Consider the following 24,124-nt stretch of genomic DNA (forward strand, 5'->3'; position numbering starts at 1 on the left):
CAGTTAAAACCGCCAACCGAGTGCTATTTTAATGCAAGTAACTTGTCTACAAACTCTGAGAAACCGTACCCGCCCGGCTTGCTCATCACCACTGATGGGTGATGCTCTAGTCGATCCCAGTAATGCTGAATATTTGCCACCCCAACACTATTAGGCAAGATTTCAAACATGTATTGATCGTTCATCGAGTCACCGACATAACAACTACGCTCGACTATTTCTTGGTCAGACAGCCCCTTCTCTTTGAGAAAAGCGGTCGATGTCGCTTTCTTAGAGTGCTCACCATACCAAGCATTAATGTGAATGGAGCTTGCTGTGGCGTGTGCACCTAACGCGTGAATCTTAGAGACTATCTCTTCAATAATCGCATCATCAACTTTCGGACGGTTTTGACCGATGTCTATCGCAACTTCACACAAGCGGTACGACTGATCCAGCGTTAAACTGAGCTCTGGATAATCGCTCAAAATAGCTAAGACTTGTTCTTTCAGTTTGCTCTGATTAGCACTGACTTCTGGCAAAGGAATATCTGAACGCAATGTCAGATAACCGTTTTTCTTTTCCATAATGAAAGCGCCATTCTCGCCGAGAACCGCATCAACAGGCCACAGCTGAGCAATGTGATCACACCAACCAGCACAAGCGCCCGTTACCGCAACCACTTTCTTGCCCGAGTCACGCAACTTACTTAAAGCGATCAAGGTTTCAGGCGGCAATTGACCTTGCCACGTTAAGGTGTCGTCCACATCGGTTAACACCCAATCTATCTTTTTCCAATTTTGGTTCAATTCATTCGATACCGAATTCATTTCTACACCTCTAAATAATCAATCACTAAACAGTGTTAAAGCAAATTCGGTAAAAACATCACTAAGCTTTCAGAGAAAGTCAGCAACATCAGAACCGTGAGTAGTGCTAGCAACAACGGAGCCACTTCTCTTACGAAGTCGACCATACGAACTTTTAAAATCGAGCAAACCGTAAACATCATCGATCCAAACGGCGGAGTCACACCACCAATCATGATATTCACAATCACGATAATGCCGAAGTGAACTGGGTTAACGCCTAGGTTAAGCACAGCAGGCAGCAGCAATGGCGTGAGTATGATCATTGCAGCGCCGCCTTCGATGAACATGCCGACCACTAACAGCAGTACGTTAATCAACAACAGCAAAACTAACTTGTTGTCGGTAAGCTCAATCAAAGCAGAAGCAACATTGTGAGGGATCTGCTCTAGCGTCATGTAGTACCCAAACACCATGGCACCAATAATGATGAACATAACGCTACTTGTTCCCTGCACGGTTTCACGCATGATGAGCGGGATATGACGTAAACCCAGTTGACGATAAACGAAGATGCCAATAATCGCACAAAGCAATACGGCGATAGCCCCCGCTTCTGTCGGAGTAAACAAACCAAAACGCATGCCCAGAATAATACCGAACGGGATCAGCAGTGCCGGAATCGCTTTTAGGAAGTAATGAAAACGCTCTTTGGCAGACGCAGGCTCCGAACGAGAAGGTTTGTAACGACGTTTACGCGCGATAAACGCAATAGTGACCATCAGCGACAACGCCATCAAAAATGCAGGGACGTAGCCCGCAATAAACATTTGATGAACCGACACGTTCGCTAACAACGCAAAAATGATTAAGTTAATACCCGGTGGAATCACTGGACTGATACTTGATGACGCAGCGGTCACAGCGGCCGTGAATGGCAAGTCATAACCACGCTTGGTCATCTCAGGAGCAAGAATCTTCGACTGCATCGCCGCATCCGCATTTGCAGAACCAGAGATACCGCCCATCAGTGTACTCAGTGCGACATTCACTTGAGCAAGACCACCAGTTTTATGGCCAATCATTGAGTCGGCAAAGGCAAGCAAGCTCTTACTGATCCCCGCATAGTTCATCACCGAACCCACCATGATAAAGAACGGAATAGCCAACAACGGAAAAGACTCAGCAGAGCTAATAAAGCGCTGCATCACCAAGCTCACCGGAATAGAGTCATTGATAAAAAGAAAGTAAACCATCGCTGATGCGATCAGAGAAAACGCGATGGGTATATTCAATAGAAATAGAACGAACAGAATAAGGATTGGAAGATAGCTTTCCATAAATCGTACCTACTTAGAAGAGCGCTTTAGAGAAGCGACATCGCTCGCGATAAATCGAACGGTGTGGATCACCATCAATGAGAAACAAAGCAACAGCACGCCATTGATAACAAAATATGACACGCCCATTACTGGCGTTACCTTGTTAGATAGCATGAGATACTGATAACTCAGAACAGCCATTAAGATGTTCAGAGCCAGTAGGAAAACGGAAACACATAGCCTAAATGGGATTTTTGCTTTTTCTGGCAACATGGCAACCACCACATCGACTCCCATGTGAAGCTTGTGTTTGTAACAGGAGCTAATTCCTAAGTAGACAGCCCAGATAAAGCAAATAACCGACAGCTCTTCACTCCACGGGACAACAAAGCCAAATCCATAACGCAAGACGACGTTAACGATCACAACCAAAACGGTGATCGAAATAGCGATAGAAGCGAGGATTTCTTCAATATTTTTCAATAAAAACAAAAGACTTCTCCAGTGAAATACCTAATACAACGTGGTATTTCAGGAATAAAACGGCCTAAGAATATTTAGGCCGTAATCATTAACTAATTAATTTATGCAGAACTACTGTGCAGCTCGGATCGTTTCTAGCTCTTTCATGATCGTCGCGTGTATGCCTTCGCTCCATGTTGGGAATTGGTTGTATACATCCGCAGTCAGTTGGTTGAATTCATCAGAATTCACTTCGTTGAAGGTAACGCCTAGCTCTTCAAGTTTCTGAGTGTATTCAACATCAAGCTTAACCAGTTCTGCAGTGTTAGATTCAGCGCCCGCTTCTAACTCTTCGTTAATGATCTGCTGTTGTTCTGGTGTAAATTTATCCCAAAGCGTTGGTGAAATGTAGATACCCACAGTGCCTAGGAAGTGCTTAGTCAAAGACATATTCTTTGCTACTTCATAGATCTTGGTTGAGTACATCGTCAAGATAGAACCTTCAAGACCGTCAACAACACCTTGTTGAACGCCTGCATAGGTTTCAGGGAATGGAAGAGAAGCTGGAGCTGCGCCCATTGCTGAAAGCGTGCTAATGAACAGCTGACTTTGTGGAACACGAATACGCATGCCTTTCATGTCTTCAGAGTTCACGATCTCTTTATTAGTGATCATGTGACGGAAGCCAAACATGTAGTCTGCATTCAGTACTTTGATGCCTTTCTCTTCGGCTTTAGCCTTAAGGCCAGCGACGAAATCAGTGTCCATCATCGCTAAATATTCATCGTAGGTGTTGTACAGCATTGGACCTGCCAGTGCAGCAAAGTCAGGCACGTAATCACCTAAGTAAGTCAAATCTTCTACAGCGATCCAGTTTGCGCCGTTAACCACTTGTTCCAAGTTATCTTTGTAAACAGGTAATTGACCGCCAGGGAAAACTTTAATGTTTACCGAGCCGTCGGTTCTTTCTCTAATTTTGTCGGTCGCTTTGATAAGTTCTTGTGTTAACAACTCATTTTGAGTGAATACAAGGCTCATGTTGATATTGATCGGCTCGTCTTTAGCTTCAGAACCAGCCTTGTCAGCTTCACCACAACCAACAAGCAGCGTCGCCGCCATAATTACTGTACCTAATAGCTTTTTCATTTCTAATCACCTTTTCTTGGCTATCGTTTTCTAAATATAGAGGGTGTTATTAAGTTTTCGTAGAGTATGTAAGTGAATTATTACATTCATATGAACATTGATCTTAGTAATTTGAACATTGTGAGTATAAGGTCTCACTATTGTATAAACTCTATACAACACCTTTAAGCTTGCTCTCATTTAAAGTAAGCAGATATGGCGGGTAGATAATAAATCTGTAATAAAGTAGAGATACTGTTTCCTGAATTTTCAAATGAACATCGAGATTGAATTATGATCACAGGCCACCGCGGTGCCGCTTCTTTAGCACCAGAAAATACGTTAGTGAGTATTGAACAAGCCGCGAAAGCTGGTGCTAAATGGATTGAAATTGATACCCAGTTAAGCGCTGATGGCACCCCAATGGTTTTTCATGATAAGACGGTAAATCGTTGTACCAACGGAACGGGCAATATTGCAGACTTAGATTTAACCGCACTCAAGGCGCTAGATGCTGGCAGTTGGTTTGGTAGCGAGTTCGCGGGGACAACTATTCCTACGTTGAGTGAAGCGCTCGACAAGTGCCTAGAGCTCGATGTGACTTTGAACCTTGAAATCAAAATTTACGACGATAAGACTATCCAACCTTTAGTTGAGAAAGTCGCGGCACTGATTGAACAAAAGCAGTTCCCTACTGAAAAGCTACTCATCTCAAGCTTCAAAAAAGAGGCACTAAGCCTTTGCCAACAGATGATGCCAGAGGTTAAACGTGGCTTTATCTGCGAAGTGTGGAATGATTACAGCTTGGAATCACTCAAATCACTCGACCTTTACAGCATTCATATTGACCACCGAATTCTTGACGAGAAAACGGCCAAAGCAATCAAAGCTTCTGGCGCAGTTCTTAAAATATGGACACTGAACGATCCTCAATTGGCGGCCAAATATTTCAACCTTGGTGTCGATAACATCATCACCGACGTACCAAACCAATTTTAGTGAACTTCTATGGAACTGAACCATCGTCAGAAAGAAATACTCGCAACGCTTAAGGCTAACCAAGATATACAGATCGACCACTTAGCCGAGTTGTTTTCTGTCACCACTCAAACCATTCGTCGTGACGTAAATCACTTGTGTGAGCAAGGGCTAGCGCGAAGAGTTCATGGAGGCGTGAGCTTACCCACAACGCTCACCAACACGAGCTACAGATTCCGTGCTGGTGTTGAGTCAGAGATAAAGGACAGTATTGCGATGGCGGTTGCCGACGCGATACCTGAAGGTTCAACCGTCATGATGGGCATTGGTACCACCGTCACTCGTATCGCTCAGTATTTGTTGGCAAAGCCCGCGTTACGAGTGATCACCAATAACCTTCAGGTGGCTCGCATTCTTGAAGCAAATGAGCAAATTGAAGTGTATTTGGCTGGCGGCTTGTTCAGACGAGAACACCAAGACATGGTGGGCAGTAGCGTGGTCCACTTCTTTTCCGATTTTGAAGCTGACATTGGCATCTGTGGGTGTGGCTCAGTAACAGACAGTCATTTCGCCATGGAGCATGAGCAAGTTGAAGCAGACCTATCCAAGTCGATTATTAAAAACAGCCGCGAAAGCTGGCTTGTCGCGGATGCCAGTAAATGGGGACGCTTTGCCGCTCTAAAGGTAGCGTCACTGAATGACTTTGACCGCATATACACCAATAGAAGCCAATTACCTTCGGAGCTAAACATACACTTAGTAGAAGAGAATGCTCATACTTGAATACAACAAAGCCTAGCATCACAGCTAGGCTTTTTGTGCTTAAGACAATTGCTCTTAATTAGCGCTACAGACCAACAAAGAAACTGATCACTAGCGCGTTGATCAAATCAACAAAGAAACCACACACTAATGGCACCACAATGAACGCTTGTGGGCTTGCGCCATAGCGGTGAGTTACTGCGGTCATGTTCACAATTGCTGTTGCTGTCGAGCCTAGAGTGATACCACCGAAGCCTGAACATATCACCACAGAGTCGTAGTTTCTTCCCATCAAGTAATAAACGACAAACACAGTAAACAGCAGCGAAAGTAAGATCTGGATACTCATGACAACAGAGATATAGCCAAACAGTCCATCGAGATCCCAGATACGTAACCCCATCAATGCCATGGTTAAGAACATGCCTAAGCAGATGTCAGAGATCATCGCCAAGCCTTTGCGGCCTTGGGCGATTTTCTCTTGTGTACGACGTTTCTTAAACAGTGCGCGACCAACGTTTCCGATTAGGATACCTGCGATCAAACAGCTAACGAATAACGGCAGTTTCAAACCCATTGAGTCGATAACTTCACTCAAACTGTAACCCAGCATCAGTGTTAAGTTAAGAATCAACCATGCCCACAGAACGCCGTAGTGGCTTAGCTCTGTTTTTGTTTCACTCTCTTGGAATGCACCAACCGTAACCTCTTCTTCATTAGAAGGGCTTACTTTGTGTTTATTGAGCAGGTAGTTGGCAATCGGGCCACCAATCACACACGCTGCAATTAAACCAACCGTGTTTGAAGCGACACCAAGTTCGAGCGCGTTAGCAATACCAAACTCTTCCACAAACATTGGTGCCCACGCTAACGTTGTGCCTACGCCGCCTATCAAGCTAACAGACCCAGATAGCAAGCCTGCTTTCGCATCCATTCCAAAGCCAGAAGCGACTGCCATTCCGACTACGTTTTGCAACACGATAAAAATGGCAGCAAGACACAGTAGGATGAACAACGGTCGCCCGCCTTTAATCAGTGTTTTAATATCCGCTTGTAGCCCTATGCCAGCAAAAAAGTAGAGAAGCAAAAAGTCTCTGACATCTAGGCTAAAAGTGATTTGGATTTCAAAAATATAGTAAAGCGCCGCTACGGTCGCTGCGCAGACAAAGCCACCAATCACAGGCTCTGGCAGTGAATACTTTCTTAATACTTCAGATCGCTCAATCAAACCTTTGCCGATAAACAGTAACGAAATCGCGATCGTAAAAGAGAGCATTGGAGAAACTAGGGTTTCTGTCATGGGGCTATGGGTTCCTAATAGTTAGATTATTCATAATATTGCGTACTATTAATAATCTAGATTCAGGCCAAAAAATCAAGCGATTATCGATGATAAAAACATCTAATATGGTTAATTCTGCGACGGTATTAATAGAGGTAATAACTATAAAGAAATCATTAAAGGAACGGATACTAGGGAGAGATACAGATGAGGTGGAATATAGGGGCTCTAAAACGAGAAAACCCCAGCATTTCTGCTAGGGTTTTGAATAGTGGTGGAAGGATGGGGATTTGAACCCCAGATACGCTATAAACGTATACTCGCTTTCCAGGCGAGCGCCTTAAGCCACTCAGCCATCCTTCCACAAATTGTGTGTTGAGCATGTCACTCAACGAGGCGCTACTTTATTGATTCTGCTTGCTTTGGTCAAGGGGCATTATCAAAAAAAGTGCCTTTTTCGGTTTGTTCGATTACAAATTAACTCATTAGATCAAAAACAAACCAAATTTCATTCTTTCGCTGCACTTACGCTTGTTGCTTTTCTTAAGCTTGTTGATAGTAGCCAGGAACTCGAAACCATTTACGACACATATCGAGGAAGTAGCCGTAAAGTACGCCCATACCGCACGAGATAACGGCATTACTGGTTACAGCCGTAACAATTTGGTCGCCTGAAGCACCCACTGCCAACAAAATACCCGCATACACAGGAGACTGGAATAACACGAATGCCATCAAGTCAGACAAGTTTTTCATCAATGAGCTTTGTGAAAGTTTTGCACCATTGCGCAAGAACCAATCACGAAAAACGCCATAAGGCCAAGCGATAGCAATGTTTACAGGAATAGATAACGTTCGAGAAGCAAGAGATTGCTCAAACGTCATACCAGAAATAAACACTTCTACGATCATGCCAGAAATAAAACAGAAAACGACCATAGCAAATGTATCCGCAGCTGCGTTTCGAATACAAAATGGACCACGAGACTTCATTGACGATAAACCTAAAATATATCACTGCTTAATTAGTGATTTAGTAACATATAAGCAAGGCACATTTGCACCTCACCATATAATGTCGCTATTAAATCACAAGATTAGTAGTCATACATTCCAAATTAAAAATCAAGTTGTAAATTAACAACCAAAAACCACTTTAAAAGCAGTCACTTTCACCAAAAAATCCAACCGAGGTCAAATATTGGACAATTCGTCATTTACTTACCGTAATTAAACAACATTTAAGCCATCGGTAGATTTACAGTAATGATATTAATGACATCTTGTGTTGGTGGTGCTCCTAAAGCAACCTGCTCTAACGCTTTATCGACTTGTTCAGTAAGTTCCGCGTTGTTCATAGGTTCAACGTGGACACGTAGGCTCTCTAGTGCAAATTGAATCAGTTCTAGGTTGTTGTCTTCTAGCGCCACATATAGCGTCACTAACAGCTCTTCAGTGTTATCTTTGTTTCCAAGATCAGGTTTAGGCAGTGACTCGCTTTTACTTTTCGAATCATGTTGTTTCACGTCTTGGCTTTCGAGCTCATCCGCTTTTACTTCATGGTATTGATAAAGCTTATTTGAGTAGCGGAACAAGGCATCATCCAATTCACGCTCATCAATCGGCTTAGCGATAATATAATCCACACCCGCCCCCAACATACGCTCACGAGTCTCTTTAAAGACATCAGCCGTACAACCAAACACCAATACCGATGACACATCGCCTATCAAAGCACGAATCGCAGTGGTTGATTCAACGCCGTCCATCACAGGCATATGGTTATCCATGAGTACCAAATCAAAGCGCTCAGCAACCACGGCTTGTATCGCAAGTTCACCGTTTTCGACGCTCTTGCAGGTAAAGCCTTTACTGCTCATGAAGGTTTCAATGATCACCGTGTTAGTTCGGTTGTCCTCGACGATAAGTACTTTTAAGCCTGAGTAGTCCAACTTCTTATGTGGCAAGCTCTCTATCTCGCCTGGCTGGCATGGCTGAATCTTCAGGCGAACATCAAAGCTCGTGCCTATCCCTTCTTCGCTGGTGACGGTAATACTGCCATCCATCAACTGGGCAATTTTCTTCACAATCGCGAGGCCAAGACCAGTACCGCCAAAGCGTCTTGTGGTCGAAGACTCCGCTTGTTCAAACGGTTTAAAAATACGCTTCTGAGCTTCTTTAGAGATACCAATTCCTGTATCACGAACTCTAATACTCAGATAGGTGTCACTCCCCTCTACCACTTCTTTCAGGTACACCTCAACAAAGCCTCTGGAAGTGAACTTCACCGCGTTGTTCAATAGATTAAACAAGATTTGGCGAAGGCGAGCTTTATCTGAGAAGTACCAACGACCCGAAGGCACCTCAGAGTACACTTTGAATTGAAGTCCTTTCTCGGAAGACAATGTGTAGTAAACACTGTTAATACTGCCGATGATCGAATCAAGCGGGAAACGCGTTTCATCAAGATCCAACCTGCCCTGCTCGATCTTCGAGAAGTCTAAGATCTCGTTGAGTAGAGTCATCATATGATCGCCGGACTCATACAAGCTCTTAAGATGTTTCTCTTGTTCAGAATTTAGAGGCGTTTTTAATAGGATTTGAGCGGTACCCAATACTCCATTCATCGGAGTGCGAATTTCATGTGACAAGGTCGCAAGGAAAGCGGTTTTTGCATTGGTGGATGCCTGAGCTTTAACCTTTTCCGCTTCGAGATAAATGGTCTTTTCGTTGAAGGTTTTAATCAAATGGCCGATTTCGTCATCACTAGAGTAATCCACATCAATGATTTCGCCCGCTTTCGAGCTATCAACCTGTGCTGCAATCCTTGTGATTGGACTAATCAAATAACGGTTCAATAAGTAATACCCCGCCATGACACAAAGTAGCAAGAGCGGAACAATACCGCCTTCAATGCTCATCACCTGACGAAACACTTCGTCTGCTACTCGTGATTTGGAGTTAACCACATCCACTTGCCAGCCAAAATCACCAAATTGATTGCTACTGATGTAAATGCCTTCAACGAGATTAAAGTTATGCGAAACCAACACTTGGTTGAGCTTGTCTCTGAGCGTAATGCCAAGGTTGTATTCTTCGGCGTGGTTCTTGATAAAACCAAGCAGCTCTTCGAGCGAGAGATCCACCGTGGCAACACCGGCAAAAGAACCGTCGTAATAATAAGGGGAAGACGCCGTAATCATTCGAACGTGTGTGTATGGGTCGATATACACATCGCTCCAAGAGATCGTTCCTTGTTTTTTGTTGACGACAGAGGTGTACCAATACTCTTCTTGATAAGGGGCGTTTTTGGGGTTGTTGTAAGAATATATCTGATCGATTCTTCCATCGTCGGCTTTATTAAAAAAGTAACTGTTGAGAAGCTTTTTAGAATCGAGCGCATAAGGTTCAGGCCAAATACCGGCACTGACAATCGTATCGTCGCTCGCCGCCAGCATGGACTTAAAGAGGGCAATAACATCATCACCGTTACGATGTGCTTGAGCAAACCCAACGAGACTGTCTACAAAGCCTTGAGAACTACTGAGTGGCTCTGTAATCAATGCGGATAACAGTTGCGTACGCAAGTCGAGGTTTTGTTGTAATTTGGCGCGCACAGGGGATTCTACGACGTAATACGTCACACTACCGACAATGGCAATAAACATCGCAAGGTATAATCCAAGCGCTACCATACTTTTTTTCTTTAAAGACGACCGTATCTGCATAATTCTTTTATTGTTTTCTTTTCTGTTAAACCTAGTGTTTATCATCCATGACATCAAGCCTTTTTAGATTGAAGCTTGATTGGCACAAGTTCATTGGTACTATAAGCGCAAATATGTTCCCTTTTACGGTACCTCACTTTGACTTTACAAGATATTCTTGCGCTTCCAGAGTTGGAAGGAAAGCTAATCACAGAACACAAAACAATGGGCTTTGTCACTGCAATGGCAGCGGCACCGAATGTGTTAACCCCGCATGAGTGGCTACCGTTCTTATGGGGTGGCGAGGAAGTCGCACCTTTTACGGATGGTGAACAGCTAGAAAGCTACATTGAAGTTATCATCGAGCTTTGGAATAAAACTCGCCCTGAACTAATTGAAGGGACTTGGGTTTGGCCTGAAGCTTGTCAATTAGACGACGAAGAAGTGGTGAACACTGCCGCGCGTGATTTTTGTGAAGGCTTGCTTCAAGGCTGGCAGATTGCTCGCGACGATTGGGAAACACTGATGCCTGAAGAGAGCGAAGATAACGCACTCGTTGGCGGTGTACTGCTTTCACTAAGCATGCTTTACGATCCAGAAACTTCAATTGCTACGCTTGCAGAGCAAGGCATCGAAGGTCTAGAACAATTTGAAGAGATCTTTAATGCGGTTCCTGTGATGCTTTGCGGTCTAACGCAGCGTGGCATTGCACTGGCTGAAGCTCAATAAAAGTTAGCTTTATACATGCCAAAAGGCCTCACAATGAGGCCTTTTTTAGTTTCTAGACAAATGAAAATAGTCGCTTTAGAAGCCTTTCCAATCGAAGTCATCAATTCGCTCGTCTGCGATATAAAACAGCTTAGTGCCACTGCTGACCACTTGGTCTAACTCTGGGTTGAGCTCAATACCATTTCCCGTATCAATGGCGATCAGCGTTGCTTGATACTTCTCTTTAAACACAGAGAAAATAGGCGCGACGGTGACAGGCTCAGCGTCTTCAGGGAAGTACGTTGAATACTGTGTCATGCCTCTTGTTGAGCTCAATAACTCTTGATGAAGCGCACTTGATCCTGGGTCTACTGCAGCTTTTGCTAGCATCTCTGCACCCACCGCTGGAATACATTCTGAGTTAGGGCAATGCTTGTGCAGCAAATCGCTCAGCGCTTCATCTTTAAAGTAAACAAGAAGGTGTGCCTTAGGATTTCGGTTGGCACAGTAAAGCGCCGCAGATAACGTTATGTCGTCTTCTGGGTTATCAATCAAGATGCAACTTGCAGACTCAATGCCCGTTTTCTCCATCTCTTTGCCATCGGTGTAGCTATTTACTTTAACGAAATTGATTTCACCGGGTAACGGGTTTTCGATATCTGAACGCGTACATAATACGATTGGTCGCTTACCCGTTTCTTCGTGTTGCAGCATGCGGATGAGGTGAATGGTTCTTTGCTCATTCCATCCCAACATCAAAATGTGGTTGTCCACTCTAACTCTCCTTTTTCCTAGCAAGCCCGCTCGCCAATATTCAACGCCTTCTGTCGCCACTTTACCGAGTAACGCAGCGAAAAGGCTCAACCCGCCTGGAATCACAAATAGAATAACGATCCACTGCCCCGCTACCGTGGTCGGTGATAAATCACCATAACCAACTGTAGAAGCCGTCACAACCAAGTAGTAAGCGAATAAAGTAACCGAACTGGTTAAATCTGTTTCACCCGCCAAATACAGCATCGACCACGATAAAGCGATGTAGCCAAGAAAAGTGAACAGTAAGTTTTTGCCGTTCAAAACAAAGATGTTTGCTTTGATCCAGCGTTTGAGTTGTAACCAGATTATCATTCGAGCCTCTAATCTTTTCCTCTTACTTACATGCTAGAAAAAATACCTGATATCAACAAGATGTATCATCAGAAAAAGATACATGACCACAAGATTGATATTGGCGGCCTATACGCAGGTACAAAAAAACCAGCACGATTGGCTGGTTTTTTGGGTTAGATAAAAGAACGGCTTACGCGTTACCTTTTACCTGCACATTTAACTGCTCTGCAAAATCTAGCATGCGGTTCAATGGAATAAGAGACTTCACACGTAGTTCGTCAGAAACGAAGATTTCGTGTTGCTCACCACCATTCTCAAGCGCGTTTTCAATCGCTTCAAGGCCGTTCATTGCCATCCAAGGACAGTGTGCGCAGCTACGACACGTTGCACCAGCACCCGCTGTCGGCGCTTCAATTAGCTCTTTTTCAGGAACCAATTGCTGCATCTTGAAGAAGATGCCTTTGTCTGTCGCAACAATCATCTGTGGATGAGGCAGCTCTTTTGCTTTCTTGATCAGTTGGCTTGTTGAGCCTACAGCATCAGCCAGTTCAACCACGCTTGCTGGTGATTCTGGGTGAACCAAGATAGCCGCTTCTGGGTATACCGATTTCATTTTCTTCAAAGCATCAGCTGAGAACTCATCATGAACGATACACTCACCTTGCCAAAGCAACATGTCAGCGCCAGTTTGATTTGCGATGTAAGAACCTAGGTGACGGTCAGGACCCCAAATAATAGGTTTGCCTTCAGCGTCTAGGCTTTCAACGATTTCTAAAGCGATGCTCGACGTCACTACCCAATCTGCACGAGCTTTAACAGCTGCAGAGGTGTTCGCGTATACAACCACAGTGTGGTCAGGGTGAGCATCACAAAATTCTGTAAATTTGTCAGCTGGGCAGCCAAGATCAAGCGAACATTCAGCTTCAAGTGTTGGCATTAGAATGCGTTTTTCAGGAGTAAGAATCTTTGCAGACTCACCCATGAAACGAACACCAGCGATGATCAAAGTGCTTGCTGAGTGACGGTTACCGAATTTAGCCATTTCTAATGAATCGCCAACGAAACCACCAGTTTCTTCTGCCAGAGCCTGAATTTCAGGATCGGTGTAGTAGTGTGCAATTAGAACTGCATCTTTTTCTTGAAGTAGTTTTTTGATGTTTGCGATGTGGGCCTGTTTCTGAGCGTCGCTCAATGGAACTGGCTTAGGCGGAAACGGGTAAACTGTATCGATTTTATCTAGTATATGACTCATTGCTCTTGCTCTACGCAACTTCTTCCGAGAATTAGAGTATTCTACACAGGACAGCGATTGGGATCAAAAAGGATTGGTTGCAAGCGGTGGCTAGCTAATGCTTAAAACGCATAAACAAGGCGATGCGTTGGCATCACTAGCAAGAGAAGTAAACACTAAACGGAAGTGAACAGGTATAAAAAAGAGGCGCCTAAGCACCCCTATTTTGGTTATAAGTGGGTTTTAGCCACTTTAGCCGAAGCACTGTTTGGGTACTCGGTTACGACTTGTTGGTAATATTTCTTAGCTTGCGTCGCGTTGTTGTTGCGCGCAGCTATGTCACCAAGCTTAACCAGTGCATCTGCTCGCTTGTTTGAGTCTTTATAAGACACAACAGCAGCGAAGCTCTTCACCGCTTCTTTATCTTGCTTCTTAGCGAAATAAAGCTGACCTAACCAGTAATGTGAGTTAGGTGTGAAGGTAGAATCTGGGAAGTCTTTTTGAAACTTCTGGAATGCAGCGATAGCACCCGTGTAGTCTCGTTGCTTTAGAATCATATCTACAGCATTTTGATAAGCAGTTTGCTCATCCACATCAGTACTGAACGTACCAGAAGCGTCTTTAAAGCCTTCGCTCGCCGCCACTGCTACCGTTGCTGTTCCTGCTGCTTTCACCTCGCCTCTTACGCGGTCCAGTTCAATGAACAGTTCACGCTGACGCTCTAGCATTTGCTTCATATCGTAGCTGTTTCGTTCCAGCTCACCACGAAGTTCACTGATCTCCAGTGCCATGTCGTCGATTTGCTGTTGCATTTGAAGCTGAACGAGATTGCGATTTTGAAGCAGGCGCTCTAAACGCTCAATATCTGATTCGTTAGATGCTGATCGAGAGGAAGATGATGAATTGGTTGCGGTGCTATTGAGATCGGATACTGGAGCTGGTGCAGCGAACGCGGTGTTCGCTGCACTTGCCAGTAACGAAAGCAAAATGACTCGCTTTGTGTTACTGAACATGAGGCAATTCCTCAATTATATAGTCTACTAAAATTAGTAAACTAGTACTGCGCGACGGTTTTTAGCGTACACATCTTCAGATTGACCTAGAAGAAGTGGCTTCTCTTCACCGTAGCTTACGATAGAGATTTGGTCAGCTTGAACACCTAGAGCTTGTAGGTATTTCGCTACAGCTTGTGCACGACGCTCGCCAAGTGCGATGTTGTACTCAGGAGTACCGCGCTCATCAGCGTGACCTTCGATAGTAACGTTCATGTCAACGTTCTTAACTAGGTATGCTGCGTGAGCTGCTAGCATTTCTTCGTAATCGCCAGCGATAGTAGAGTTATCGAATGCGAAGTAGATTGTTTGAGTTTCACGTAGCGCTTGCTCTTTAAGCTCTTGCTCAGACAGTTGACCGTTAGCGTCAATTGGCGTTACAACAGTTGTGTCTACGTTGCCTTCTGAACCTGAAGTTGTTTGGTTGCTTTCTGTACCAGATGTTGCAGATGTTGCTTCATCAGTTGAGCTACATGCCGTTACTGCCATCACTGGTAGTGCAATCATCAAGCCTTTAAGAACTTTGTTAAGTTGCATCTTTTTTTCCTTACGTTATCAAACTTAGTTTCTACAGCGACTAAGAGTGCTATAGATAGTTAAATGCCACAATAGTTAACACTATCAATAGCTAAAAGAATGTATCAAATTCACTAGAGAAACGGTGACCACGCCGGCGCTCTTACGCGTCCGTTGGTTGCCGGTAATCTAGCTTTAAAACGGCCATCGATAGAAACCATCGATAGTACATTTGTTTTGTTGTAAATAGAGCTATAGATAACCATACCTCCATTCGGTGCAATACTTGGAGATTCATCTAACAATGTTTTTGTTAATACCTGAACCGCACCAGTTTCCAAATCCTGTTTCGCCAAGTTAAAACCTGAGTTACTGCGATTCACCATGATCATGAATCGACCATCAGGAGTGATCTGGCCACCTAAGTTTTGGCTACCTTGCCAAGTAATACGAGAAGTCGAATTATTTGACAAATTTACATTATAAATCTGTGGTTTACCACCACGATCCGATGTGAAAATAAGAGACTTGCCATCTGGGTGCCAGAATGGTTCAGTATTATTCGAACGGCCGCGGGTAATTTGAGTCAGCTTACGGCTAGCAAGGTCAAGTGTGTACACCTGAAGGCTGCCCGTTTTCGACAATACCAATGCCAATGTTTTACCATCTGGCGAGAATCTTGGCGCACCATTGTGACGAGGGTATGACGTCACTTTCTCACGCTCACCGGTGTAAATATTCATGATGAATATTTCAGCTTGGCCATTCTGGAAGCTCACATAAGCTAGCTTTTTACCGTCTGGTGACCATGCAGGTGACATAAGAGGCTGCTTAGAACGAAGGACTAAACGCTCGTTAAAGCCATCGTAGTCAGCAACACGAAGTTGATATGGGTACTTGTCTTTGTCGTTTACAACTACGTAAGAAATACGAGTTAAGAACGCGCCTTTCTCACCGGTTAGCTCTTCATAAACTAAGTCAGAGATACGGTGTGCATACTCTCTCAAGCGTTTACCAGGTACTGTCGCTTTCTTGTTGAACAACACGTGATCTTTAGAAAGTACCAATTGGCCTTCATCGCTTAGTGCGCGGCTTTGTCCTTTAGTCAGTTGACCACGAACAATGTCGATAAGTTGGTAGTTCACCACATACTGCCCTTCGGCATTTTTAGTGATGCTACCGGTTAGCAGTGAATCAACGCCTAGGTTAGTCCAAGCATCAAAATTCACCTCACCTTCGCTGTAAGGCGTTTGAGGCATCTTGCTTGTTGCAACTGGGCTGAATTTACCACTGCGTTGTAAGTCAGAAGCGATAACCGCTGATACATCGTGTGGCAATGGCTCTGCGCCTTCCCAACGGAAAGGTACAATAGCGATAGGTCTTGCAGAGTTAATACCGTCTGTAATAACCAGCTCCAGCGCTGCATGTGCAAACTGGCTGCTTGTCGCTATTACAAAAACAAAACTCAGTAATAGTTTTTTTAACACAAGTTCGTCCTTTTACTCTGGTGATACAGTTAAGTTAATGTCTTTCAGTGAGTTCACAATGTCTGGGTCTTTAGGCAACGGATAAGATTGCACTTGTGCCACCGCACGCTTGGTTGCTGCACACAAACGGCTATCGCCATCTAAGATACTTAAACTACCCAATATAGCGTTAGAGCCAGTTGGAATCAGCTTAAGGTTCACTCGACATGAGCGTCCTCGATAACTGTCTTCTAACAACAGGTTCTGTTGAATCAGTTGGGTATAGATAGCACCGTAACGTTGCGCTTCATCACTAATAAATTGTTGTCTTGCTGAAGAGTTTTGAGTCGCTTCCGTTTCAAGCCCAGCAAAGATATCGTTCAATGCTGCTTCTTGTTGTTTACGCTCTTTTTCTGCTTTTGCTGCAGCTTCCTTCGCCTTACGGGCTTTCTCTGCTGCGGCTGCCGCTTCTTTCTCTTTCGCTATGCGCTGCTTTTCAGCGCGTTCAGCGGCTTCTTTCTCTTTACGAGCTTTTTCAGCTGCCTCTTGTGCGGCTTTTTCTTTTGCCACGCGTTCTTGTTCAGCTTTCGCGATAGCAGCTTCTTTGGCTTTACGCTCGTTTTCAGCTTTCACCAACGCCGCTTCTTTTAACTTGCGGTCAGCTTCTGCTTTAGCGGCTTTCTTTTGCTCTTGCTGTAAACGCGCTTCTTCAGCTTTGCGTTTCTTCTCGTTCTCGACACGTCGCTTTTCAGCCTCTCGAGCGGCTTTTGCATCCTTCGCTTGTTGCTCTTTTAGCTTACGGATATTTTCTTCTTCCACTTTACGATTCTTTTCAAGTCGCTCGCTTTCACGTCTGAGTTTGTCTAGACGTTCTTGCTCTTTCTTGCTCGCAGCTTCTCGTTGTTGACGAATCTGTTGAGCTTGCTGGCGAACCAACTGAGGATCAATCACCACAGCTTGAACCATCTGACCTGTCGGCTTAGGTTCTGACATCGTGAAATCCGCTCCCCAAATGAGCGCAACGAATAAAATGACGTGCAGCCCAAGTGAAATAAGAAGCGGTTTTCTGAAACTATTGGATTTTTTATTAGTCGCTTTCATGAATGCTACGGAGCTATTCCCTTATATCCGTTAAAAGGCCAACCTTTGGCACACCTGCACGGCTTAATTCATCAAGTAATAAAACCACTTCAGCGTAAGGCGTTGCGGCATCACCGCCAACCGCCACTGGAGAATTCGGCTTCAAAGACAACTCAGCTTTCACTCGGACGATAATATCTTCCATAGATAAGCCACGTTGTACTTCTGCGTCATTCACGCTCAAACCAAGCTCACCGTCTTTGTTCACTTCAACTATAATAAAGCTCGCGTTGTCGTCACCCAATAGGTCTTGTGCAGACTTAGCCGTTGAAGCCTGAGGCAATTCAACGTCGACACCTTGAGTCACAAACGGTGAAGTCACCATAAAAATGATCAGCAAAACAAGCATAACGTCGATGTAAGGTACAACGTTAATCTCTGCTGTCATTTTACGTTTTTTAGGTTGGTATCCAGCCATCTATTATTCCCTGCCAGCCATCGCTTGACGGTGAAGAATGCTGTGGAACTCTTCAGAGAAAGTCGCGTAGTTGTGCTCTAACTTGCCTACTCGGCTGCTGAAGCGGTTGTACGCCATTACCGCTGGAATCGCAGCGAATAGACCCATTGCTGTTGCGATCAGTGCTTCTGCAATACCAGGAGCAACCATTGCGAGCGTCGCTTGCTTCACTTCACCTAATGCGATGAATGAGTGCATGATGCCCCAAACCGTACCAAATAGGCCGATGTATGGGCTGATAGAGCCAACAGTCGCCAAGAAAGGTAAGTTAGTTTCTAGTTCATCAACTTCACGAGCAACGGCAACGCGCATCGCACGGCCAGTGCCTTCCATAATGAAGTCAGGTGATGTTGCATTCGATTTACGAAGGCGAGCGAACTCAGTAAAGCCTGCGTAGAAAATTTCTTCAGTACCAGAAAGCTCGTCTTTGCGTTTGTTGCTCTCTTGGTACAGTTTTGCAAGATCAACGCCTGACCAAAATTTGTCTTCAAACACTTCTGTTTGTTTAGAAGCTTGAGATAACACTTTACTTCTTTTTATGATCATCGCCCAAGAAACAACAGACATGCCCATAAGAGTCAGCATGACCATCTTAACTAGTAAACTAGCTTCTAAAATTAGGCCTAAGATTGAGATTTCAGCAGTCACTATTCGTTAGCTCCGTGAGAATAAATGTTGGCATTGCTTTGGGTTTCATTTTTTGATTATCGATACATGCTACCTTAACCATTGCTTTACACAATGCCTTGCCATCAGGATTTACGATCTCTTGACAGAAGACCAAGGTAGCTCGCTTCAACTCGTAAATATTTGTAATGACTTGTAAAGAATCATCAAGACGCGCGCCTTGAATAAAATCAATGTCCATATGTCGGACTACAAAACCGATGTTTTGTTCTAACAATACTTGCTGAGAAACGCCAATTGAGCGCAGCATCTCAGTTCGAGCGCGTTCGAAAAACTTAAGATAGTTTGAATGGTATACAACGCCACCCGCATCGGTGTCTTCGTAATACACTGTCACTGGCCACGAAAATGGCTTAGATAATCCCTGCAATTTGATACCACAATCCAAAACGATAAAGATCTCACTATAACCTAACTCCTTATCATTAATAGTATATCGCTGTGAATTTTTTGATTTGAGAGACGAAAAAAAAGGCCATCTGTATAAGATGACCTCTTTTTGGCTAAAAACCCAACAAGTATAAAGGCTCACGTTGTTATGAACCTAAATCCTTTGCCTTTTATAGAAGGCGCAGCGTCGTTAGGTAGAGCAAAATTGTGAGTGAAACATATGGGCTAAACAGTAGCTGCCACATCCAAGCTCTTGGCTTAAATCCGATACCGTAAACCATGCTTGAGCACACTGCCCAAATGAACATTGGCCCGATGATCGCGTTAAAGCCACCGATGCTTGTCGCATACGCTTCAGGATCCCACATCACTAAACCCACATGCATGAAACCCAATACTAGGGATAAGGCTCTAAGCAGAGTCTTATCCATTGGTTGATGCAGCTTAGCGATTTGCTCTGCGAGATTACTCACTGTCTTTGTCCATCATTTCTGAATGCTCTAGCCATAGAGCATTGATGATGCCGAATGCACATGCTAGAAGTACACCCAAAATCCATGCGAAATACCACATAAAATTTCTCCTAAGTTATTTAACTTCTAGCTTAGTAAGCTGAAACGTCGTTATCTTCGATGTGTTTCTTATCTAGACGACCGAACATTTTGTAGTATGTCCAAGTTGTGTAGCCAAGAATCACAGGAACCATTACCGCCGCAACGACAGTCATAAGACCAAGCGTTAGCTCACTCGCTGTTGAATCCCACATAGTCAAGCTTTGGTTAGGGTTCAGGCTTGATGGCATTACGAATGGGAACATTGCAAAACCAGCCGTTAAAATAACACCAGCGTTCGATAGGCTTGAGAACAAGAATGCGAAACCACCACGCTCAAAGCGAGATGCAATCACAGCAAGCAGTGGCATCGCTACACCAAGGATCGGCGCAGCCCACATTGCTGGATATGTTTCGAAGTTTGTCATCCAAGCACCCACTTGAAGTGATACTTCTTTGTTTAATGGGTTTGAGTCAGCAAACGTATCGATAGTGCTCGTAATTACATAGCCTTCGATAGATTGAACCCAGAAACCACCAATAACGAATAGAGCAATAGCAATTAGGCCAGTGATCTGAGCAACGTTACGAGCACGAGCGTACAGCTCTTCTGTTGTCTTCATTTGAAGCCATGTTGCACCTTGCATCACGAACAACATCAGAGCCAACACACCACAAAGCAATGCAAATGGGTTAAGCAGAGCGAAGAACGTACCATGGTACTTAGACATCATAAATTCGTTCAGTTCAAATGGAACACCTTGTAGTAGGTTACCAAATGCCACACCGAAAATGATTGGTGGTACTGCGCCACTAAAGCAAAGTGCATAGTCCCAAGTTTTGCGCCATTTTGGATCTTCGATCTTAGAGCGGTAGTCAAGTGCAAGTGGACGTAACCAAAGCGCTGCTAACGTCGCGTACATTGCGAAGTAGAAGCCAGAAAACGACGTTGCGTAAACCAGTGGCCATGCAGCAAACAATGCACCACCCGCAGTGATAAGCCAAACTTGGTTACCATCCCAGTGAGGGGCAATCGTGTTTAGCATAATACGACGTTCAGTGTCGCTCTTACCGATAACAGGTGACAGAGCGGCAACACCCATATCAAAGCCATCAGTTACGGCGAAACCAACCAGTAGAACACCGATCAATACCCACCAAATAAGTCGTAAGCTTTCGTAATCAAACATAATATTCCCTCACTTATACTTCAACTGAACGGCTAACTTTGTCTTCAACAGAGTTATCGTTTTGTTCGAAGTGGTAACGGCCTGTCTTCAAGCTACTTGGACCTTTACGTGCGAATTTCAGCATTAGGTAAACTTCAGCAATCAAGAACACTGTGTAAAGTGCCAGGATAGCGAATAGAGAAGTCCAAAGCTGTTCAATAGTCAGTGCTGATGCAGCAACGTTAACCGGTAGGATTTCACCAACCGCCCATGGTTGACGACCGAACTCAGCAACGAACCAACCTGCTTCAATCGCAATCCAAGGAAGTGGGATTGAGAATAGCGCAGCTTTAAGTACCCATGGTTTCTGTTCGATTTTCTGACGACACGTTTGAACAAACGCAGCACCGAATACAAACAGCATGATGAAGCCACAAGCAACCATCAGACGGAATGACCAGAATAGAGGCCAAACTGTTGGGATAGAATCATCCGCAGCCATTTGGATTTGGTCTTCTGTTGCATCAACAACGTCGTCTGTGTAGCGCTTAAGAAGCAAGCCGTAACCTAGGTCACCTTTCACTTCGTCGAACGCAGCCATGTTTTCTTCAGACTTATCGCCTGCACGTAGCTTTTCAAGCAGCTCGTACGCGTACATACCAGTACGGATACGATCAACGTGGTCATCACGTAGGTCACGTAGGCCAGTTACTTCAGTATCAAGCGAACGCGTTGCGATGATACCCATTACGTAAGGAATTTTAATTGCGTAGTCAGTATTCATTGTCTCTTGGTTTGGAATACCAAAAACAGTAAATGCTGCTGGTGCTTCTTCAGTGTGCCATTCCGCTTCTACAGCAGCGAGCTTCACTTTTTGAACTTCACCAAGCTCGTAACCAGATTCATCACCTAGTACGATTACTGACAAGATCGCCGCCATACCGAAAGATGCTGCAATCGCGAAAGAGCGACGAGCAAAGGCAAGGTCACGACCTTTAAGAATGTAGTATGAGCTGATACCAAGGATGAACATTGCACCCGTTGTGTAACCAGACGCTACTGTGTGTACGAATTTAACCTGTGCTACTGGGTTTAGTACAACTTCAGCGAAGCTCACCATTTCCATACGCATAGTTTCAAAGTTAAACTCCGCACCCACTGGGTTTTGCATCCAGCCGTTAGCTACCAAGATCCAAAGCGCAGAGAAGTTAGAACCAAGTGCTACTAACCAAGTTACCGCTAAGTGTTGACGCTTCGACAATCTGTCCCAACCGAAGAAGAAAAGACCAACAAAAGTAGACTCTAGGAAGAATGCAACAAGCGCTTCGATAGCCAGCGGAGCACCAAAGATGTCGCCAACATAGTGAGAATAGTAAGACCAGTTAGTACCGAACTGGAACTCCATGGTTAAGCCTGTCGCTACACCAAGAGCAAAGTTAATACCAAACAATTTACCCCAGAACTTAGTCATGTCCTTGTAAATTTGCTTGCCAGTCATTACATAAACTGACTCCATAATGGCAAGTAGAAATGCCATACCTAGTGTCAGTGGAACAAATAGGAAGTGATACATCGCTGTAAATGCAAATTGCAATCGCGACAGATCAACAACATCAATCATGGTAACTCCTTTGTGTCGGCTGAATGACACTTGTGTGATTATTCACCGCAAAAATCCATGTTAAAACAATTTGTGCAATTGTTATTACAAATTGAAATTTGTAGCAAAAACGTACCGTTATAGTTAGATTATTGTTAAGCATGAGCTAATATAGCTGGCGCTAATATTACTGGTAAAATCAGTATGTTTCAAAAGGTTTATAGGAGAACCTTGCGTTGATTTGTATCAATTTTATTCGAGCAAATTAGAGTTATTTTTGAACAATCATGATTAAAATCACACCAATTTAGCCTCAGTTAATAACAGCGCATGATATCTGTGACAAAAGCTCAGCACCGCCTCAACATACGAATTACAACTACCTATAAAGTATTAACAAAAAATATGACAACTTATTTCATTTTTTGTTAGCCAAATCAAACCTGCAATCAAAGTTTTCATTTTTGATGACCGCTATTCAGTCTTTTTATCGACTCGCTCAAAGAGTTGTTATTCAGTAAAAAGCAAAAAATCCCAGCGCTTATGCAACTGGGATCTTTAAAAATGAATAATTTAACGATTAGACGGCTTATCTATTCCGAAGTGTAAATATGCTCTGTCGGTCGCGATTCGACCTCTTGGCGTTCTTTGTAGGTAACCTTGTTGAATCAAGTAAGGTTCTAAGACATCTTCAATGGTGTCTCTCTCTTCACCAATCGCGGCAGCCATGTTGTCGATACCAACCGGACCACCACCAAACTTCTCCATAATCGCCAGCAGAAGCTTTCTATCCATGTAGTCGAAACCTTTAGCATCGACATCCAACATGTTTAGCGCTTTGTCAGCAACCTCTGGACAAATATGTCCGTCCCCTTTTACTTCCGCATAATCACGAACACGGCGCAGTAGACGGTTAGCAATACGTGGCGTACCACGAGCTCGGCGAGCAACTTCTAGCGCCCCTTCGGACTCCATAGAAAGACCAAGGCAATCTGCACTGCGCTGAACGATGTTTTGTAGATCTTCAACCTTGTAGTACTCAAGACGCTGAGTAATACCAAAACGGTCACGTAACGGCGATGTCAGTGAGCCAGCACGAGTGGTTGCGCCAATCAAAGTAAAAGGAGGAAGGTCGATCTTGATAGAGCGTGCCGCTGGGCCTTCACCAATCATGATATCTAATTGGTAGTCTTCCATTGCTGGGTACAACACCTCTTCAACCACAGGGCTTAAACGGTGAATCTCATCAATGAACAGGACATCATTTTCTTCAAGATTGGTCAGTAACGCCGCTAGGTCGCCTGCTTTTTCTAGAACAGGGCCTGAAGTCGTACGAATGTTGACGTCCATTTCATTGGCAACAATGTTCGCCAATGTGGTTTTACCCAAGCCTGGAGGGCCAAATATCAACAGATGGTCGAGCGCCTCGTTACGCAGTTGTGCCGCTTTGATGAAAATCTCCATCTGGCCACGAACGTGATCCTGACCTTGATAGTCAGCAAGTGCTTTAGGGCGTATTGCACGATCAATGACATCTTCATCTTTGAATACTGGGTTATCCGGTGCAATAAGGCGATCGGCTTCAATCATAAATTCTGCTATTCCTAACTATGCGCTTCTT

At 44.2% G+C, this 24,124-nt stretch carries 24 protein-coding genes and 1 tRNA gene; 3 read left to right on the plus strand and 22 right to left on the minus strand.

The window, feature by feature from the left end; genetic code table 11:
* Positions 1–23: 23 nt before the first annotated feature.
* The 4 genes from AB4484_RS14155 to AB4484_RS14170 form a co-directional block, all read right to left on the minus strand.
* Entirely contained in the window at positions 24–809 is a 786-nt protein-coding gene (locus AB4484_RS14155; protein WP_239916610.1) for an HAD-IIB family hydrolase, read from the minus strand.
* Positions 810–844: 35 nt separating this feature from the next.
* Positions 845–2,128, minus strand: coding sequence for a TRAP transporter large permease (locus tag AB4484_RS14160; protein ID WP_004741611.1), 1,284 nt, complete (start codon positions 2,126–2,128; stop codon positions 845–847).
* A 9-nt stretch (positions 2,129–2,137) separates the two neighbouring features.
* Positions 2,138–2,602 (minus strand): TRAP transporter small permease, encoded by a 465-nt coding sequence (locus AB4484_RS14165; protein ID WP_248384931.1) that lies wholly within the window; start codon positions 2,600–2,602, stop codon positions 2,138–2,140.
* 102 nt (positions 2,603–2,704) lie between these two features.
* Positions 2,705–3,718 (minus strand): C4-dicarboxylate TRAP transporter substrate-binding protein, encoded by a 1,014-nt coding sequence (locus tag AB4484_RS14170; protein WP_248402001.1) that lies wholly within the window; start codon positions 3,716–3,718, stop codon positions 2,705–2,707.
* A gap of 273 nt (positions 3,719–3,991) precedes the next feature.
* Between AB4484_RS14170 and AB4484_RS14175 the strand changes: the two genes are divergently transcribed.
* A complete protein-coding gene (locus AB4484_RS14175) occupies positions 3,992–4,696 on the plus strand; it encodes a glycerophosphoryl diester phosphodiesterase (RefSeq protein ID WP_372078788.1) in 705 nt (234 codons plus the stop codon).
* 9 nt (positions 4,697–4,705) lie between these two features.
* Complete coding sequence (locus tag AB4484_RS14180) at positions 4,706–5,458, plus strand: DeoR/GlpR family DNA-binding transcription regulator (RefSeq protein ID WP_372078790.1); 753 nt, start codon at positions 4,706–4,708, stop codon at positions 5,456–5,458.
* Between the two features lie 64 nt (positions 5,459–5,522).
* Here AB4484_RS14180 and gltS read toward each other — a convergent pair whose 3' ends face one another.
* The 4 genes from gltS to AB4484_RS14200 all read right to left on the minus strand — a co-directional run bounded on the left by gltS (position 5,523) and on the right by AB4484_RS14200 (position 10,414).
* Positions 5,523–6,737, minus strand: coding sequence for a sodium/glutamate symporter (gene gltS / locus AB4484_RS14185; RefSeq protein WP_017062061.1), 1,215 nt, complete (start codon positions 6,735–6,737; stop codon positions 5,523–5,525).
* Positions 6,738–6,991: 254 nt separating this feature from the next.
* Positions 6,992–7,082 (minus strand) — tRNA-Ser (locus AB4484_RS14190).
* A gap of 180 nt (positions 7,083–7,262) precedes the next feature.
* Positions 7,263–7,712 carry an L-alanine exporter AlaE gene (locus AB4484_RS14195; protein WP_372078792.1) on the minus strand — a complete coding sequence of 150 codons (450 nt, stop codon included), beginning with the start codon at positions 7,710–7,712 and terminating at the stop codon, positions 7,263–7,265.
* Between the two features lie 248 nt (positions 7,713–7,960).
* The gene (locus tag AB4484_RS14200) at positions 7,961–10,414 is read right to left on the minus strand and encodes an ATP-binding protein (RefSeq protein WP_372078794.1); all 2,454 of its coding nucleotides are present in this window, start codon (positions 10,412–10,414) and stop codon (positions 7,961–7,963) included.
* A 171-nt stretch (positions 10,415–10,585) separates the two neighbouring features.
* Here AB4484_RS14200 and AB4484_RS14205 point away from each other — a divergent pair, with 171 nt between their 5' ends.
* A complete protein-coding gene (locus AB4484_RS14205) occupies positions 10,586–11,155 on the plus strand; it encodes a UPF0149 family protein (protein WP_017062064.1) in 570 nt (189 codons plus the stop codon).
* A 75-nt stretch (positions 11,156–11,230) separates the two neighbouring features.
* On the opposite strand, the gene AB4484_RS14210 is transcribed toward AB4484_RS14205, so the two are convergent.
* The 14 genes from AB4484_RS14210 to ruvB all read right to left on the minus strand — a co-directional run bounded on the left by AB4484_RS14210 (position 11,231) and on the right by ruvB (position 24,093).
* Positions 11,231–12,262, minus strand: a complete 1,032-nt coding sequence (locus AB4484_RS14210) for a potassium channel family protein (RefSeq protein WP_372078796.1) — start codon at positions 12,260–12,262, stop codon at positions 11,231–11,233.
* A 172-nt stretch (positions 12,263–12,434) separates the two neighbouring features.
* Positions 12,435–13,496, minus strand: coding sequence for a quinolinate synthase NadA (gene nadA / locus AB4484_RS14215; protein WP_017062067.1), 1,062 nt, complete (start codon positions 13,494–13,496; stop codon positions 12,435–12,437).
* A gap of 209 nt (positions 13,497–13,705) precedes the next feature.
* Positions 13,706–14,488, minus strand: a complete 783-nt coding sequence (gene ybgF / locus AB4484_RS14220; protein ID WP_372078798.1) for a tol-pal system protein YbgF — start codon at positions 14,486–14,488, stop codon at positions 13,706–13,708.
* A 33-nt stretch (positions 14,489–14,521) separates the two neighbouring features.
* On the minus strand, positions 14,522–15,064 hold the full coding sequence (gene pal, locus AB4484_RS14225; protein ID WP_017062069.1) for a peptidoglycan-associated lipoprotein Pal: 543 nt from the start codon (positions 15,062–15,064) through the stop codon (positions 14,522–14,524).
* A gap of 113 nt (positions 15,065–15,177) precedes the next feature.
* Positions 15,178–16,530, minus strand: a complete 1,353-nt coding sequence (gene tolB / locus AB4484_RS14230) for a Tol-Pal system beta propeller repeat protein TolB (RefSeq protein WP_372078800.1) — start codon at positions 16,528–16,530, stop codon at positions 15,178–15,180.
* Between the two features lie 12 nt (positions 16,531–16,542).
* A complete protein-coding gene (gene tolA, locus AB4484_RS14235; protein ID WP_372078802.1) occupies positions 16,543–17,610 on the minus strand; it encodes a cell envelope integrity protein TolA in 1,068 nt (355 codons plus the stop codon).
* A 13-nt stretch (positions 17,611–17,623) separates the two neighbouring features.
* Positions 17,624–18,067 carry a protein TolR gene (tolR, locus tag AB4484_RS14240; RefSeq protein WP_372078804.1) on the minus strand — a complete coding sequence of 148 codons (444 nt, stop codon included), beginning with the start codon at positions 18,065–18,067 and terminating at the stop codon, positions 17,624–17,626.
* Positions 18,068–18,070: 3 nt separating this feature from the next.
* A complete protein-coding gene (tolQ, locus tag AB4484_RS14245) occupies positions 18,071–18,754 on the minus strand; it encodes a protein TolQ (protein ID WP_017062073.1) in 684 nt (227 codons plus the stop codon).
* A complete protein-coding gene (gene ybgC, locus AB4484_RS14250) occupies positions 18,744–19,181 on the minus strand; it encodes a tol-pal system-associated acyl-CoA thioesterase (RefSeq protein WP_048607289.1) in 438 nt (145 codons plus the stop codon). Before ybgC ends, tolQ begins: the two co-directional genes overlap by 11 nt.
* 172 nt (positions 19,182–19,353) lie before the next feature.
* Positions 19,354–19,656 carry a cyd operon protein YbgE gene (gene ybgE / locus AB4484_RS14255; protein WP_017067532.1) on the minus strand — a complete coding sequence of 101 codons (303 nt, stop codon included), beginning with the start codon at positions 19,654–19,656 and terminating at the stop codon, positions 19,354–19,356.
* Positions 19,649–19,756 carry a cytochrome bd-I oxidase subunit CydX gene (gene cydX / locus AB4484_RS14260; protein ID WP_000270284.1) on the minus strand — a complete coding sequence of 36 codons (108 nt, stop codon included), beginning with the start codon at positions 19,754–19,756 and terminating at the stop codon, positions 19,649–19,651. The genes ybgE and cydX overlap by 8 nt, the downstream gene beginning before the upstream one ends.
* 31 nt (positions 19,757–19,787) lie before the next feature.
* A complete protein-coding gene (cydB, locus tag AB4484_RS14265) occupies positions 19,788–20,924 on the minus strand; it encodes a cytochrome d ubiquinol oxidase subunit II (RefSeq protein WP_372078806.1) in 1,137 nt (378 codons plus the stop codon).
* 13 nt (positions 20,925–20,937) lie between these two features.
* Positions 20,938–22,524, minus strand: coding sequence for a cytochrome ubiquinol oxidase subunit I (gene cydA, locus AB4484_RS14270; RefSeq protein WP_017062077.1), 1,587 nt, complete (start codon positions 22,522–22,524; stop codon positions 20,938–20,940).
* A gap of 552 nt (positions 22,525–23,076) precedes the next feature.
* Entirely contained in the window at positions 23,077–24,093 is a 1,017-nt protein-coding gene (ruvB, locus tag AB4484_RS14275; protein ID WP_017062078.1) for a Holliday junction branch migration DNA helicase RuvB, read from the minus strand.
* Positions 24,094–24,124: the final 31 nt, after the last annotated feature.

It is taken from the genome of Vibrio sp. 10N.261.46.A3 (genome assembly GCF_041472995.1).
Classification (GTDB): Bacteria; Pseudomonadota; Gammaproteobacteria; order Enterobacterales; family Vibrionaceae; genus Vibrio; species Vibrio coralliirubri.